The organism is Lactiplantibacillus sp. DA1, from assembly GCF_032681335.1.
Classification (GTDB): Bacteria; Bacillota; Bacilli; order Lactobacillales; family Lactobacillaceae; genus Lactiplantibacillus.
The window spans coordinates 243,737-259,929 of the sequence record NZ_JAWHTQ010000006.1; the positions used below are offsets into that span (position 1 = coordinate 243,737).

Sequence of the window (16,193 nt, forward strand, 5' to 3'; positions counted from 1 at the left end):
AACTCGCACGTTTTCCAGCGGACCTAAGCTGGCTGCTTTTGAACTTACACAACTGGCACGTTTTAATCACGATTCATGACAAATTAACTCGCATCATGTGTATCATGTTAATAAAAGACGGGGATTCAGAAAGATTAAACTCGCTGAATCCCCGCCTTGATAACTATTATTTCAATAAATATATAATGTTTGAGCGACTTTCATCAAGTCGGCCACGCACTAATAAATATTAATCAATCCCTGGGTTCCTTGATCACCCAAGCCTTTGACATCGACCATCACTTCATACAGTCGTTTAGCCTGCGCCGTCGCGACCAGATTAAGCCCCATCGCGTCCGCTTCACTTAAGGCAATCCGCAGATCCTTGAGAAAATGACGTGCAAAGAAGCCCGGCGTATAATCGTCCTTCAAAATCCGAGGCACGTAATTATCCATGCTCCAGTTGTCGGCACCACCGCTGGATAACGTTGCCAAGACTTTTTCTGGATCAAGACCGGCTGCCTTGGTATACAATAACATTTCAGTTGACCCAGTCATCGTCCCTGCAATCATAATCTGATTAGCCATCTTGGCATGTTGACCGGTACCAGCATCACCAAAATGATTGACCTTGTGCCCAAGCACGTTGAATAACGGTAGCATCGCCTCATAAGTAGCAACATCACCACCGACCATCACCGTCAGGGTGGCATTTCGAGCACCAATATCACCACCGGACACGGGTGCATCCAAGGCGTGCATATCATGTTCACGCGCGTAAGTCGCAATTTTAACGGCTAACTTGGGTTGGCTCGTCGTCATATCAATCACTGTTTTCCCAGCAGCCAAGCCGCTGAAAATCCCGTGATTGCCAAAATAAACTTGGTCAACGTCCTGTGGAAACCCAACCATGGTGAAGACCACGTCACTCATTTGTGCCACGGCAGCCGGCGTATCCGCCCAAGTGGCCCCCACCGCAACTAACGCATCCGCCTTACTTTTTGTTCGATTATAAACCGTCACGTCATAGCCAGCCGCCATCAGATTGCGGACAATCGCTGCCCCCATGACGCCGGTACCAATCCAACCTAATTTCATCATTTACGCACCTTTCCTTCTACGCGCTGTTCATTGCGGCGAAGTCGCCAAAAATGAATCAGGAGCGTGATCATAAATGCTACTAATACAATCCCACCAAAGGCCGTTGCGGGAATATCCCAACCAATGACAGGAATTGAAATAAACAATTTAATGGCAATCAAAACAATCAAACAGTATGCCATCGTTTCCAGTTCAGGAATCTTACGCATTAATCGCATGATTACTTCAGCAATCCCGCGCATGCAAGCAATCCCAATCATTCCACCAATCAATACGATGACTGGATTATCAGAAATGGCTAATGAAGCTAATACCGAATCAATTGAAAAAATAATATCCATCATTTCAATTTGAATCACAACTGACCAAAAATTGCTCAAGCCAAAGAAGCGTCGTTGTTTCTTCGGTTTCTGTGCCACCGTAACCCCATTTTTCGGCTGACTAAAATACCGATAAACCAAGTACCCTAGGTAAGCCGCACCTAACACTTTAATCTCCCAAAAACTAATCAAATATGTGCCAATACCAATAATCAGAAATCGAAACACGTAGGCTCCCCATAAACCATAGAATAACGATTTTTCACGTTCTTGTAAATTATCTAAACTCTGTGTTTGCGCTGCCAAGACAACGGCATTATCAACTGAGAGCAAACATTCAATAATCGCTAATGATAAAATAATCAACCAATCATTAGCAGATGTGATGACGTTACCCCAGTTAGCCGCACTGAAGAAGGGTCCATACAACTGTTCGATTAAATGTAACAAACGGCATCCTCTTTCTCTTAATATTAGTTTGTTAATCTAAGTATACCTGTAAAAATAATTGGTGCCGCTTACGCGGACCAATTTTCAAAAATAAACCTTATTTTCGTCGTATTTACGACTCATCATGCCAATGAGTGAAATAAGTGCCAAAAAAGCCAGCAGATTGCTACCTTTCTTTTTCTAATTGTCGAATAACTTTTGCTGGTACCCCGGCCACCAACGTATTATCAGGTATGTCATGAGTAACAACTGCTCCAGCCGCAATCACAACATTATTACCAATCGTCACGCCGGGGGTAATTACCGCTCTACCCCCAATCCAAACATCATGACCAATCGTAACTGGATGACCCTGGGCCAAGTTAGCGCGTCGACCACTAGCCGTCAACGGGTGATTGACCGTATAAATATCAACATTGGGGCCAATCATCACGTTATCCCCTATATGAACCGGCGCGATATCCAAGATAGTTAAGTTATAATTACTAAGAAAATTATCGCCAACGTGAATATTACGACCATTATCGCAATTAAAGTCTGCTTGAACGGAAAGATTGCGACCGTAACTGCCAAGAATCTCTTGAATCTTGGCAGTTTGCGCATCTGGATTTGTTGCATCGATCTGGTTGAACTCTTGGCATAATTTGGCAGCCCGCGCTTTTTGAGCGGCCACCTCAACATCTTTAAATTGATACCATTCCCCGGCTGCTAATTTATCTAATTCTGACATTGTTGTCCCTCCTATATTTTATCACCCTAATTTTACTGCTTAGAGTGGCGTCAAAGTCAACACTTGAGTTAATGGTTTAGCAGGTGTTATTGGCAACTATCCTTTCGGACCAACTGTCTCGAATTTGTTCAGCAGTTAGGACAACAAAAAAAGAAACCGATTACTCAGGTTTCTTTGCGCCAATTCTAGGCCTTAAAATCACGAATTAATTGTTGAAGTTGCTGATTATCGCTGGCCGTTCCAATGGTTAGTCGTAACCACTCTGGCCGTAACCCAGTGCGAATCAGATAGCCATGGTGCAATAAATAGTCAGCTAATTGCAGCGCATTCGGATACTTGAAGAAAATGAAGTTCGCGCCGGATTGGTCGTAAGTGACCCCCTGATCATCAAAGAATGCCATCCACTTAACTCGTTCCGTCGCATTTTTTTGGACCGTTTGTTGCACAAAATTAGGATCATTGATTGCCGCCAGGGCTGCCACTTGAGCCAATGAATTCACATTGTATGGAAGCCGAATAGTTTGCATCGTTGCGGCATATTTGGTATTAAAAACGGCGTACCCGATTCGAAAGTTAGCTAGACCGTATGCCTTGGAAAATGTCCGCATCACAACCACGTTAGGGTATTTGGTCGGTAACTTCATGGCCGTCACTTGCGCTACGTCTGGTGTAAAATCGATATAAGCTTCATCAATCAAGACCATTGTCTCCGTCGGTACTTGCTGAATAAATGTTTCAATATCCGCTAATGATTCCACTGTGCCAGTCGGATTATTCGGGTTACACAGCCAAACCATCTTAACACGTGGCGTAATCGCCTTGACCAAGCCCGCAAAATCCACCTGGTCATTAGCCAGAGTTGGCACACTGACTAATTGAGCTCCTTCGATTTCGGCATGTAAACCGTATTCCGAAAAGGTTGGTGCAGACACCAGTACTTGATCGCTAGTAGCTAAAAATGTCCGTGATAACATCACGATCATCTCGTCGAGGCCAACACTAAAGACAATACTAGCCGGGGCAATTCCTTGTTGCTTTGCTACTGCTTGTCGTAGCGCCTGCGCGTCCGCATCTGGATAACGATTACTCTGCGTAAAATCCCAATTTTTGACGGCAGTCGCCACTTTTGGCGATGTCCCATACGGATTTTCGTTAGCTGATAATCGGACTAGCTTTGTCAAGCCTAACTCTGCTTGGCGGGTCGCCAACGGCTTTTCGGGCACATAGGGTTCTAACTGTTCAATACTAGCTTTCATTCGGCTACCTCCTATAAGTTCTTAATTTCGGGCCGATCCTTATATTCGCTCATCTTACCTTCACGCTTAGCCAATTCTTGCTTGATCTGATCAAAACTAACCCCCCGTTCAACCAATAACACCAAAACGTGATATAACAGATCAGCCGTCTCATAAGTTAGTTCATCATCACCGGGGTTTTTGGCCGCCACAATGACTTCGGTCGATTCCTCGCCAACCTTCTTTAAAATCTTATCAAGCCCCTTAGTAAATAAATAATCTGTATAGGACCCCTTCTTAGGCGTTGCCTTTCGTTGTTTGATCAGTTCATATAGTTCTTCCATGTTTTGCATATTCGACACCACTTTCTTCTATAAATATATTAATCAATTAATAAGAGTCGAAACCTATCTGCGGTTAAATACCACCCCATCGTCGCGAGTGACCTTTTTAGCGGATTAACCCCTATTGAGGGCCAGAGCCCACAGACGATGAAGTCAATCGTAACAGTCTAGCATCAGCAGGACTCAAGCTTCATTTCCTAGTTCAACCGGGTTAAAGAAACAACTCGTATGTCCCGTATGGCAAGCGGGACCGTGTGGGTGAACTGTAACCAATAAAGTATCTTGGTCACAATCCAACGTCATACTGACGACATCTTGCAAGTTACCGCTCGTAGCGCCTTTGTGCCATAATTCTTGCCGTGACCGTGACCAGAACCACGTTTGGCCTGACGTCACTGTTCGTTGATAACTTTCAGCATTCATCCACGCAACCATCAAGACATCCTTCGTATCCGCATCCGTGACGACCGTTGTCAACAAGCCAGCACCCTTCTCAAAATCTGGTGTCATCGTACACCCACTCCTCGCTCGCGTAATCTCGTTTTAACATCCGCAATCGTTAACTCGCCAAAGTGGAAGACAGAGGCGGCCAGCGCACCATCAACTGGGGTTGTCTCAAAAACATCTACAAAGTCTTGTAAATTACCCGCACCACCACTCGCAATAATGGGAACTTTAACGGCCGCCCCTAACATCTGATACAACTTAGTATCAAAACCTGCTTTAGTGCCATCACGATCCATGCTAGTGACCAACAATTCACCAGCGCCCAGTGCTACTGCCCGCTTAGCCCACGCCACCGCATCGAGGTCGGTCACCTGCTGACCACCATGCGTATACACGCGATACTTGCCAGCCATTGCATCCCAGGCCGCGTCAATCGCAACAACTATACACTGATTGCCAAACTTCTCGGCCCCAGCACGAATCAGTTCCGGATTGGCTACTGCCGCAGAATTGATAGCAGTCTTGTCAGCGCCTGCTCGCAGAATCCGTTGCATATCCGCGACACTACTAATGCCACCACCAATCGTCAGGGGCATAAAGACTTGAGCTGAGACCTGTTCCACCATTGTCGCCATGGTCTCACGATGCTCATTAGTAGCCGCAATATCTAAAAAGACTAATTCATCAGCACCCTGTTGTTGGTAAGCTGCTGCAATCGCAACTGGATCACCAACATCGGTCAAGTTCACAAAATTAACACCTTTCTTAACCCGTCCATCGGCAACGTCCAGACAAGGAATAATTCGTTTTGCTAACATTTAGTCACCCCCGCCAACTCAGCCAGTGTCACGCCGCCTTCAGCTAAGGCTTTACCAATAATGACATCTTTAAACCCACTAGCTTGTAAGACTTGAACATCGGTCAAATTTCGAACGCCACCACTGGCAATCAAGTTGGCCGTGGGCACTTGGGCTTGTAATTCTTGATACAACGCGAGGTTCGGCCCCTGCATCGTGCCATCACGTGCAACGTCCGTCACGATAAAATGCTTGGCACCACTTACGGTCATCGTCTTCATTAACGTACTCATCTTGGTCTGCGACTGCTCCAACCAGCCTTTGATTGCCACATAGCCGTTGGTTCCGTCCAACCCAATCACGATTCGTTCGCCACCAAACTCACTTAGCAACTGTTTAACCAGTTGTGGATCAGTCAACGCAACCGACCCTAGAATCAAGCGGTCAATCCCCAATTTGAGATAACCGGTCGCAAGCTCGTAAGTGCGAATGCCACCGCCAAGCTCAATCGTACCGGTAAACGCCTGCCGAATCGCCGTAATCGTCGCTAAGTTTTCAGGACGACCAGACTTGGCACCGTCTAAATCAACCATGTGTAGTTGCTGCAAGCCCGCCGCGTTAATATGTTGGGCTTGAACGACAGGGTCAGAATTGATTAACGTTGCTTGTTTAAAATCACCTTGGTAGAGCCGGACACTCTGACCGGCTCGTAAATCAATTGCTGGAAAAATCATTTGCACTCACCATTTCCTTAAAAGCTGCTAGTTGTTTCAGTCCGACTTGCCCACTCTTTTCCGGGTGAAACTGCATGCCAATCACATTTTGCCGCTGGACGATACTTGGGACCTGGACGCCGTGTTGGACCGTCGCCACAATTTCAGCTGCCGGGCAAACCGCGTAGTACGAATGAACGAAGTAAGTATAAGCTGCGTCAATACTGGCAAAGGGACTGTCAGAACGCTGGAGTTCATTCTGATTCCAACCCATCTGTGGGACTTTGACATTCAAGTCCGTTGGCAGAGCAGTAACGTGGCCGTTTAACAACCCCAGACCCGAATGCTCACCGTATTCTGAGCTACTCTCAAACAACAGTTGCATGCCCAGACAAATCCCCAAAATGGGCTTACCATTCTGCGCTAATGTCTTTAATACGCTAACTAGTCGTCGTTCTTTCAAAGCAGCCATTGCCGCTGCGAAAGCCCCTACGCCGGGTAAAATGATCGCATCGGCGACCGCTAATTGTTGCGGGTCAGCCGTTAAAACGGTTGGCACTTGCAGGTAGTCAAAAGCTTTCTTCAGATTACGAGTATTGCCCGTATCATAATCGACGATCGCAAACATTTAAATCACACCCTTCGTGGAGTTGACCCCCTGAATATCAGGATTGATCGTGACGGCCGCCCGCATTGCCCGGCCGAACGCTTTGAACAAACTTTCAACTTTGTGATGGGTATTACGGCCATACAAGATCCGTGCATGCAAATTCATTTCGGCAGCGAAAGCGACGGCCTGGAAGAAATCCTCAACTGTTTCAGTATCCAACCCACCGAGCCGCGGGTTGGTGAGTTCAGCATCAAAGACTAAGTAAGAACGCCCACTTAGATCGACACTGACTTGCCCCAATGTTTCATCCATGGGGACAAATTCCGTCCCGTACCGTTCAATTCCCTGCTTATCACCCAGCGCCTGCTTAAAGCATTCACCAAGCACGATTCCCGTATCTTCAGTCGTATGATGGGGGTCAACATCCAGATCACCGTGACATTTCACCACTAATCCAAAGCGTCCGTGCTTTGCAAATAAGTTCAACATGTGGTTCAAAAAACCAATCCCAGTATCAATTTCGATACCACTCTGCTCATCTAAATTCAAACTGATTTCAATCTGAGTTTCCTGTGTTTCACGCTTAATCGTTGCTTGTCGCATATTCATTTCCTCCTCATCTACTAAAACCACTACTGACTATTTCGGCAGTCAGTAGCAACTTGGTCTTTGAAACATTAATCATCATAATAAGTATCGAAACGACTCTCAATCGCCCGTGCGTGGCCTTCCAGACCTTCGACCCGCGCTAACGTGGTAATCGCTGGGGCTTCCTTCGCCAACGCATCCTTAGTATATTGGATAAAAGACGTCCGCTTAACGAAATCATAGACACCAAGTGGTGATGAGAACCGCGCTGTTCCGCTGGTTGGTAAGATGTGGTTTGGGCCAGCCACATAGTCGCCGAGTGGCTCGGAAGCGTAGCGACCTAGAAAGACGGAACCAGCATTTTTGATTAGATTCAAATACTGGGTCGGATTCTTCAATTGTACTTCCAAGTGTTCAGGCGCCACTGTATTCATCAAGTCAAACATTTCTTCAACCTTCGCAACGACGGCAATAAACCCTTTTTCGTTGACCGCTTTCGTGGCAATCGCTTCACGTGGTAAAACTTTCAACTGCGACGTCACGTTGTCACTAACGGCCTGCGCCAAGTCAGTACTATTCGTAATTAAGATCGGCCGAGCGCGCCGATCATGTTCGGCCTGGCTCAGTAAGTCAGCTGCTAATTGACGCGGGTCGGCGGAATCATCAGCTAAGATGCCAATTTCTGACGGACCAGCAACCATGTCGATTGCCACCTGACCAAAGACTTGTTTTTTCGCAGTGGCCACAAAGATATTGCCGGGCCCAATAATCTTGTCAACTGCTGGAATTGATTCTGTCCCATAAGCTAAAGCCGCAATCGCTTGAGCACCACCGACCTGATAAATGGCGTCGACGCCAGCGATTTTGGCTGCGGCCAACACAGCCGGGTTGATCCCATCTACTTGCGGAGGTGTGACCATAATGACTTCGTTGACACCAGCGATTTTAGCAGGCAACGCACTCATCAGTAACGTTGACGGATATGCGGCCGTGCCACCGGGAACGTATAATCCGACCCGCTTGAGCGGTAACAGTTTTTGCCCGCGAAGGACCCCGGGTTGTTCCGCATCAATGAACCCCGTCGCCTTTTCTTTTTCGTGAAAACTCGTGATATTACGCTTTGCTAACAACAAGGCGTCCTTTACTTGGGAATCTAAGTTCGCATAAGCGTCGTCAATCACCGCTTGTGACAATTTAAAATCCGTCACATCGACGTTATCGAATTGTGCTTCATAGGCTTTAACGGCCGCATCTCCCTTTTCAATGACGTTAGCGATGATATCTCGCACGGCTGATTCAACTTTCAGGTCTGTCAATTGCTGGGTCTTAGTTTGAACTAAGCGTTTTAAACTAGCTAAATCTTTATTAATAATTTTCATTAGACAAACTCCTTTGGATTATTCATATTGACAACTGCGGCTAACCGGTCAACTAAATCAAAGATGGCGGTTTGCTGTTGTTTTAAAGCCAACCGGTTGACTACTAACCGCGTCGACACAGGTTGTAGATAGTCATAAATCTGTAAATGATTCTCCCGAATCGTGGTTCCGGTCTCAGTAATATCCACAATGGCATCGGCTAGCCCGGTCAACGGAGCCAATTCAACTGACCCCTCAATCTTGATGATTTCAACGTCTTGACCCAAACGATCAAAATAGCGTTGGGTAATCAGCGGGTACTTAGTCCCAATAATTTTCCGTCGTGGTGCAACCGGATCAAAGTCAGCAGTGGAAGCAAGTACGAATTGGCACTGGCCAACGCCCAAGTCTAAAAGTTCGTATTGGGTACTCTCGTGTTCCGTCAGAATATCACTTCCAACGATTCCGATATCGGCAGCACCTCGTTCGAGAAAGGTCGTCACATCGGGACCCTTTGCCAAGATAAACTCATAGGGCTGCGTCTCAGAATCAAAAATCAATCGACGTTGCTTGTTACGAACTTGGGTACAATCCAACCCAGCCTGTTCAAGTAATGGCAGCACTTGTTGTTCCACGCGCCCCTTAGTCAAAGCAATCTTCAATCGCGTTTCAGTCATTGGTCACACCTCCAGTTAAATCAATCAGTTGGGCATTCAAACGTTGTGCTTCGATGCGCGCACCTGCCAAATCATCAGCTAAACTCAAAATGGCGTGCGATTGCTTTGCCAAGTAGGCTTCGGCTTGTGCCCACTGGGTAGGTTCAAAATAGATCAACTGTTCCGCATAGGCGGTTTGTTGATTAGTCGCTAAGGTCGTTAATAGGTCAACATTGAGGCCCATACCCACGGCTGGTTCAGCTTCAGCCTGAAAGTTTGTCAGCAATTTGTCATAACGTCCGCCACTAAACAAGTAGCCCGCGCCCGCTTGTGAATACCCCCGAAAAGTAAGCCCAGTATAATATTTTTGCGGGGCCTGACTACTCAAATCCACTGAAATGGCTTGTTCTGGCATCGTCTGCTGCATCCAAGTAACAACCGTTTGTAGCCGTTTAAGACTCGGCTGAACTGTAGCGGGTAACGGTGCGGACGCTAATTCTTGAAAGATACGTTCTGGTCGACCGAACAACCGTGGCCACGCCTGGAGAAAACCATAAAGTGGTTGCGTGCGATACTTGCCAATCAAACTCGTGTAACGGGGAACCTGCTTATCAAACAGCGCAGTCAAAATCGCTTGCTGTTCAGTTGTATCGTCTGTCAAACTCGCTACGACCCGTTGTGCAAATTGGGCGTCTCCTAACTCGATTTCGACAGCATCCGCAATCAGTTCACTTGAAAGCTGATTAGCAATCGTCAAGCATTCAAATTCAGCTTTTAGCGACGCGTAGCCGACCAATTCAACCCCAGCTTGCGTGATCTGGTTATACGAGCCCGATAGCTGTCGACTCACCCGGAAGATATCACCAACGTAACCGAATTTTTGAGGTAACGGCACGTTGGTCGCACTAATGAAGCGGGCCACTGGTAAGGTCATATCGGGCCGCAAAACTAGCGTCCGACCATTATTGCTAAACAACCGATATAACTGGTAGCGCCCCATCTGGTAAGGTTCGAATACCGCCTCGTTCTCTAATAACGGCGTTGCAATCGGCGCTAACCCCCGTTGCTTAAAATGGGCTTGGATCACCGCGATCAAGTGTTGCTTAGTACGAGCTCGCCGACCAAATTCATCACGAGTTCCTAATGGTAATAAGTGTTTCAACATAATTTACGCCTCCTAAAACGTCGTTATTTTTTAAAGCTAATCAAATTAATTTATACCATTATCTATCAAACATATTAACTAAAAACTTACATGCTACCCGGAGCGGCTTACCGTTCCATGATGCTGGCTTATCACAAGAGCAAGTTGGAACTAAAAAAAACGCCCCCTTAGCAATTTGCTAAAAGGACGTTTTCGCGTGGTTCCACCTTATTTCATCCACCGCTCGCACGGTAGACCTCATGTTGATCAAGTCAACTTGGATAACGAAACCAATTCGGCTAAGGCTAATGAGACTGATTCACCCTAGCAGTTCATAGATGTGTGTTCATTAAGTCTGTCTGCTCGGTTCTCAGCTATCCGAGCTCTCTGGATGAGGAAGCCTTAACTACTTGTTCTAATCACAACCGTTTATTAAAATTTGATTAGTCGTTTAATTTAATATTCATTGTAGTCACTAACCTGATAGCTGTCAACCATTAATTAATTTTTTTATGAGATGATAACCGCGACCAACACTAACAATATCATGCGCATCTGACCCATAGATCATTGGAATACCAAGCTTTTGCGCCCGATTCAGAATCTGCTCACCCGGATAAAAATCATTACAAAATGGTTTGTAAAGACCAGCTAAATTCAAATCCAACTGCCGGTGCTGTTGCTTTATCAATGCTAGAATCTGATCAACTAATTCAAGGTTGTTCGCATCCAATGGCTCGTTCAAATTAAAGTAGTCCTGGTATTTGCGGACCAAGCTCATATGACCAATTCGCTGAGGAGCGTATGGGCCCAAGTCAGCCTGTATTGAAGCTAAGACCGTCTGATAATAGTGCTCAAAGACCTGTTGTGGTGTTGACAACCATTGACCAAAGCCAGCTGAAAAATCATCGGTCGACATATCCACTGGCCAAAAATGGTCATGCCGGCCACGCATAAAGTGCACCGATAAAATACTTTCCTGCGTCTGTGGACCGTACGTATTCAGAAAATCGCGCGTCCAAGCGACGTGATCAGGCAAAAAGTCAACCTCAAAGCCGACTGAAATCTCGATCTGCCCAGCATATTTGACTTTCAGTTCGTTGGCTAATGCCAAATAATCGTCGACTTGATCCAACCGCAATGACGCCTCGGTATAACCGGCCAGCGTACCTTCATACTGGTTACGAAATGCTGGTGGCAACGGTGCGTGCTCCGTAATGCAGTAACGTTGCATGCCTAACTGTATCGCCCGTTGCACCATCTTATCCGTTGCTTCACCGCTTCCATGCGGACATAATTCCGTGTGAGTATGCCCATCCATTAACATATCCTCATCACCCTCTCATAAATTATGCTTATTCAACCATACTTTTATAATTTAAGCAAACATCGGCGATGATGTTCAGTCCGATCCGGTCACATGTTCAAACACCGCTATCCTATTGTGCCAGTCATCACTAATCATGATTAAAACGTGCCAACTAGATGGATTCCTGTTCGTCAGCACGTGCTCGTCCTATTCCGACCTCCGGGGCTGGGTGCCAATTGCTGGAACGCAGCCGACGTCGATTTGAGCTAACGCCCAACCCGCGTCATCTCAAATACGAGTCTTATTCTAAGCCGGAAGAAATTCACTTCCAGCTAAGAATAATTTGGCTACTGAGCATTGTCACCCAGCCCCTACGTTCGGTAAGCCGCTCGAATGGCATATGAACGACCACCTATCTTGGCACAATTAGTTATTGAATATCTTGATACTGGCACTTCAATTAAACGTTAAGCTGTTATCGTCCATTTTAGCTATTCCAATACTAAGCATGGCGACTTAGACATCGTTACACTATCACAATAGTATTATCAGTCTGACAGTTTGATGACAAGATTACCGTTTGAGAAAAGTAATAATCAAGCCATCAAAAGTTGGGTACGTTCATGTCTGCCATTCGAACACTATCCCGACTGGAAGGCGTTTTGGTCAATGCTCAGCGCTGCAAGAGTGTGAGGTTCAGTCTCAGTCTGACCTGAACACGTTTCACCAATATGGCATTAAGGCGTGGAAGACCAGTATTTAAGACGTGGGTTGCGGCTTAAATCTGTGTCCGCCGCGTTCCAGCAATTGGCAGAAATGCCTGGAAGTCGGCGTAGGACGCACTAACTCAGTAAGCTTACGCCAACTCGCACCTGTTCCCAGCAGGCCTAACCTGGCCGTTTTTGAACTTAACTAGTTGGCACGTTTTAATCATGATTAATACTAAATAAGGGTTAGAGCTTATGGTGAATACCGCGGTATCGCACCGAAAGTCTAATAATTTACCTATTTATTTATATTAATCGTCACAATTTCTTTATACCATGATATAGTCAACATTAGTTAAATTGCATCAATCATCAAAGGGGGGACCAGCCATGCACGAACTCATTACTAAACTTTATCAACTCGCACTTTCCAGTCACATTGTCAGTACGTTGCTGGAACCCGTGCATATCGTTATTTTAGCTTTACCCATCATGACCTTACTGCTAGCCATGATTGTCCTGACTGTCCAGTTACGGACCCGCCAAACATTGAGTGAACGTAACCTAATTAGTACCTATTCGTTCATTTGGTACTTGGCCGCGGCCTATTTACTGATTATTTTGCCGCTACCCACCCGCTCCTCGGTAGCCAGTCTGACCAGCACCGAATATAATTTACAACCCTTTTACTTCTTATTGCAGTTGAAAGCACTCACGCCATTTGAGCTTGGCGACCCTAGTACTTGGTTAGCCGCCTTCAAATCCGACACCTTCTTTCAACCCTTCTTCAACATCCTATTATTCATGCCAATTGGTGCCTACTTAAAGTGGCGTCATCGCTGGCCACTCTGGTTGATCACCCTGACGAGCTTCTCAATTTCATTGTTCTTCGAGACCACTCAGTTAACTGGATTATACGGATATTACTCACGGGCTTATCGCATGTTCGATGTCGACGATTTAATGATGAATACCCTCGGTGGCATCGTCGGTGCTTGGTGCCTGCATCTCATTCCCAACAAGTGGCGCAATCGTGACCACAGTACCCGACTGAGTTGGCATGACCACCCGATCAACTGGCGCCGAATTGGGGCGCTAGCCACCGATTGGCTGATGATTGCCGCCTTTGATACCGTCTACTTTGTCCTAGTCAAACATTTTAATTGGCCATTACCACATGATTTCCGCTGGCTATACCTAGCCGATATCGTCCTCTTCTTCCTATTACCAGCTTGGTGCTGGCAAGGTAAGACGCTTGGCGGCCACCTGCTCAATAGTCAAATCATGACGACAACCGGCAACCGTGCTAACCTCTGGCAACTACTAATTCATTACGGTGGCCTCTACTTCATCAGTCTGCCGCTATTATTCTTAGACTTATGGTTATTCAACCGGCTCGGTAACGTCCCCAGTGCTACGCTTAACCGCCTCGACGTCTACCTCGTCTTAGTCTCAGTTATTTTACTAATAGTCAGTTATGATTTATTATTGGCCCTATTCAGTCGTAGCCACCAATTATGGTGTGAAAAGTTAAGCCGGACAACCGTCAATTAGTTAGGTCGTAGTAAAACTTCCTTTGCGTTGACCCGCAACTCATGTTAAATTGAAGATATCTCAAAACGCTGGAAGTAAAAACAATGATAAAAGTCCATGAATTAAGCGACGATTTCCGTTGGGTCGCTGTTAATAATTATACTGAAAACGATTATCACCAACTCGTTAGTGAAGAACATGTTACGGACGAAATGCTAGGTTATGCAACCGACCAGCATGAACGTGGTCGGCTTGAATATGATGCTAAAAGTGCCATCACCACGATTATTTTCGACGTGGTCACTGAAGATGATGACGAAGGAACCTACACGGCACAAGTTAGCTTTATGCTGATCGACCACACGCTCCTGACATTCACTACTGATAACACCATCTTTGTCGAAAATATGTTAGCTGACGAAATCGATGCGGATTGGGAAGACGTGCTGCACCCATACGACCATATCTTCAACGTCTTGTACAAATTGTCGCGCCAATATTTTTCCGCTATCAACAAAATTAATAAGCAGCGCCAAGACATTCAAATGAAGATGAAAAAGCAAATTCAACGGTCGGTTATCATCCAACTAATGGATTTGGAAACCACGTTAGTTTATTTTTTAACCTCACTGAAAAGTAATAATGACATGCTACAATCACTGAAGCGCTTTGTTCCTGTCAAATTTTCAGCGGCGCAACTAGAACGGCTTGATGATATTATCGTTGAAGCTCAGCAAGGGTTGGAGATGGCCAACATTGCCTCTGACATTATCGGCCGGGTGTCCAATGCGTACTCCAATATTCTGGACAACAGTCTAAATAACACCATGTGGGTGCTTACCATCTTCTCGATCGTGCTCACGATGCCCAACATCGTCTTTGGTTTTTTCGGTCAAAATGTCGACCTGCCCTTCATGAAGAATCCGTTCGGTTGGGAAATTACTGTCGTGATTGCCATTGCCCTATGCGCACTCACCATCTGGCTACTAAGACGCAACTCATTTCGTAAATAAAGGAAGGCTTAAGAATGCCTAGTCGAATCAAAGTCACGGATACCAATGATTACATCACTAAGGCCGCCATAGCGGCACGACCAATTTTGCGTGCTCTTGACCAGCTTATCACGACTGAATTACCTGATTTCACTGCTAAAATCAAGTGGAATTTGCCCTTTTATGAATATGGCAAACAATACGTCAGCATCGCAGCTTATAAGGCTCACGTCAGTCTTAGCATTGCGACCGATCTTGATGATAAGACGCTCGCCACTGCTAAAACGGCTGGCTACGCGACTGGTCAAAAACGGCTTAATATTCAGTTGAACCAACCCGTTCCAACTGAACTAGTTAAACAAGTCTTACAATTAATTGCTTAATGCTTATCCAAACCCATCAACTTGTTAGGTTTAACCCAATAAGATCGACGAAAATGGCAGTCATTCTTGATTAGCGAATGCCTGCCATTTCTTTGCGTATATCTTTTCAAATGCTTAGTCTTGAGTGCCAAAAACGGTTGTCAAACTTTTATTATGCCTATTTAATGCAACTAACTTTTTTAGACTTATTAAGGATACTCAAATCACCTGCTTAAGTTGTCCTCATACAGACAATTTTTGTTCATACGTTTAGTTATCACGACCGTTAACGGCGTCTTAAGCGGTAATCTTTCACATTCGCAAACCGGGCCAATTCATCCAGCTGGCCAGTTGTCTTCAAATATTGATCATACTCTTGATCTAATTCTGGCCGCACTTCATTCGTACCTGGTACAAAGTGAATGTTTTCATGACCAGCTTCTGTGGCTGTCTGATAATACCATTCCTTAAACTTCAAATAACTCATTGTATCTTGTAAATCGGTAATCTGCTGTTGCAAGTCTTGTTCGTGCTTTTTCAACAGCTGATAACGATCCGTCAATGTCGCGTCACCCTTCAGTCTGAGCGCAATAAAGGTCGCAATTTCTGCAACCGGTACGCCGGCATTCTTAAGACAGACAATTGTCCGCATCAGATGGATATCGTTGTCAGTAAAAACGCGCCGACCAATCGAATTACGCTGGACAAATGGTAATAAGCCAGCTTTATCGTAGTACCGAATCGTATCGATCGATACACCTAACTCGTTTGCAACTTGCCCAATTGAATAAGTCATGTAGTTTCACTCCTTAGGATTA

Annotated in this window: 18 protein-coding genes and 1 other annotated feature; of the genes, 3 read left to right on the plus strand and 15 right to left on the minus strand. The window is 45.6% G+C overall.

The window, feature by feature from the left end; genetic code table 11:
* Positions 1–219: 219 nt before the first annotated feature.
* From RXV91_RS11275 to hisJ, 14 genes are all read right to left on the minus strand, one after another.
* Positions 220–1,080: an NAD(P)-dependent oxidoreductase gene (locus RXV91_RS11275; RefSeq protein ID WP_316439926.1), complete on the minus strand. Its 861-nt coding sequence runs from the start codon at positions 1,078–1,080 to the stop codon at positions 220–222.
* Positions 1,077–1,850, minus strand: coding sequence for a TerC family protein (locus tag RXV91_RS11280; protein WP_316439927.1), 774 nt, complete (start codon positions 1,848–1,850; stop codon positions 1,077–1,079). Before RXV91_RS11280 ends, RXV91_RS11275 begins: the two co-directional genes overlap by 4 nt.
* A 166-nt stretch (positions 1,851–2,016) precedes the next feature.
* Positions 2,017–2,580, minus strand: a complete 564-nt coding sequence (locus RXV91_RS11285) for a sugar O-acetyltransferase (protein ID WP_316439928.1) — start codon at positions 2,578–2,580, stop codon at positions 2,017–2,019.
* A gap of 185 nt (positions 2,581–2,765) precedes the next feature.
* Complete coding sequence (gene hisC, locus RXV91_RS11290; RefSeq protein ID WP_316439929.1) at positions 2,766–3,836, minus strand: histidinol-phosphate transaminase; 1,071 nt, start codon at positions 3,834–3,836, stop codon at positions 2,766–2,768.
* Positions 3,837–3,847: 11 nt separating this feature from the next.
* On the minus strand, positions 3,848–4,168 hold the full coding sequence (gene hisE, locus RXV91_RS11295; protein ID WP_316439930.1) for a phosphoribosyl-ATP diphosphatase: 321 nt from the start codon (positions 4,166–4,168) through the stop codon (positions 3,848–3,850).
* A gap of 174 nt (positions 4,169–4,342) precedes the next feature.
* Complete coding sequence (gene hisI, locus RXV91_RS11300; protein WP_316439931.1) at positions 4,343–4,669, minus strand: phosphoribosyl-AMP cyclohydrolase; 327 nt, start codon at positions 4,667–4,669, stop codon at positions 4,343–4,345.
* Positions 4,666–5,424: an imidazole glycerol phosphate synthase subunit HisF gene (gene hisF, locus RXV91_RS11305; protein ID WP_316439932.1), complete on the minus strand. Its 759-nt coding sequence runs from the start codon at positions 5,422–5,424 to the stop codon at positions 4,666–4,668. Before hisF ends, hisI begins: the two co-directional genes overlap by 4 nt.
* A complete protein-coding gene (gene hisA, locus RXV91_RS11310; RefSeq protein ID WP_316439958.1) occupies positions 5,418–6,137 on the minus strand; it encodes a 1-(5-phosphoribosyl)-5-[(5-phosphoribosylamino)methylideneamino]imidazole-4-carboxamide isomerase in 720 nt (239 codons plus the stop codon). The genes hisF and hisA overlap by 7 nt, the downstream gene beginning before the upstream one ends.
* Positions 6,118–6,744 (minus strand): imidazole glycerol phosphate synthase subunit HisH, encoded by a 627-nt coding sequence (hisH, locus tag RXV91_RS11315; RefSeq protein ID WP_316439933.1) that lies wholly within the window; start codon positions 6,742–6,744, stop codon positions 6,118–6,120. Before hisH ends, hisA begins: the two co-directional genes overlap by 20 nt.
* On the minus strand, positions 6,745–7,329 hold the full coding sequence (hisB, locus tag RXV91_RS11320) for an imidazoleglycerol-phosphate dehydratase HisB (protein WP_316439934.1): 585 nt from the start codon (positions 7,327–7,329) through the stop codon (positions 6,745–6,747). It lies immediately after the preceding gene.
* A 74-nt stretch (positions 7,330–7,403) separates the two neighbouring features.
* A complete protein-coding gene (hisD, locus tag RXV91_RS11325) occupies positions 7,404–8,693 on the minus strand; it encodes a histidinol dehydrogenase (protein WP_316439935.1) in 1,290 nt (429 codons plus the stop codon).
* Positions 8,693–9,349 (minus strand): ATP phosphoribosyltransferase, encoded by a 657-nt coding sequence (hisG, locus tag RXV91_RS11330; protein WP_275090866.1) that lies wholly within the window; start codon positions 9,347–9,349, stop codon positions 8,693–8,695. The genes hisD and hisG overlap by 1 nt, the downstream gene beginning before the upstream one ends.
* Positions 9,342–10,493 (minus strand): ATP phosphoribosyltransferase regulatory subunit, encoded by a 1,152-nt coding sequence (hisZ, locus tag RXV91_RS11335; protein WP_316439936.1) that lies wholly within the window; start codon positions 10,491–10,493, stop codon positions 9,342–9,344. Before hisZ ends, hisG begins: the two co-directional genes overlap by 8 nt.
* 179 nt (positions 10,494–10,672) lie before the next feature.
* Positions 10,673–10,904 (minus strand) — a binding site (T-box leader).
* A gap of 58 nt (positions 10,905–10,962) precedes the next feature.
* Positions 10,963–11,799 carry a histidinol-phosphatase HisJ gene (gene hisJ, locus RXV91_RS11340; protein WP_316439937.1) on the minus strand — a complete coding sequence of 279 codons (837 nt, stop codon included), beginning with the start codon at positions 11,797–11,799 and terminating at the stop codon, positions 10,963–10,965.
* A gap of 1,079 nt (positions 11,800–12,878) precedes the next feature.
* Between hisJ and RXV91_RS11345 the strand changes: the two genes are divergently transcribed.
* The 3 genes from RXV91_RS11345 (at position 12,879) to RXV91_RS11355 (ending at position 15,396) form a co-directional block, all read left to right on the plus strand.
* Entirely contained in the window at positions 12,879–14,042 is a 1,164-nt protein-coding gene (locus RXV91_RS11345) for a VanZ family protein (RefSeq protein ID WP_316439938.1), read from the plus strand.
* 83 nt (positions 14,043–14,125) lie between these two features.
* The gene (locus RXV91_RS11350) at positions 14,126–15,034 is read left to right on the plus strand and encodes a magnesium transporter CorA family protein (RefSeq protein WP_316439939.1); all 909 of its coding nucleotides are present in this window, start codon (positions 14,126–14,128) and stop codon (positions 15,032–15,034) included.
* A gap of 14 nt (positions 15,035–15,048) precedes the next feature.
* The gene (locus RXV91_RS11355) at positions 15,049–15,396 is read left to right on the plus strand and encodes a DUF1801 domain-containing protein (protein WP_316439940.1); all 348 of its coding nucleotides are present in this window, start codon (positions 15,049–15,051) and stop codon (positions 15,394–15,396) included.
* Positions 15,397–15,661: 265 nt separating this feature from the next.
* On the opposite strand, the gene RXV91_RS11360 is transcribed toward RXV91_RS11355, so the two are convergent.
* Entirely contained in the window at positions 15,662–16,171 is a 510-nt protein-coding gene (locus RXV91_RS11360) for a MerR family transcriptional regulator (RefSeq protein WP_316439941.1), read from the minus strand.
* Between the last annotated feature and the right edge of the window lie 22 nt (positions 16,172–16,193).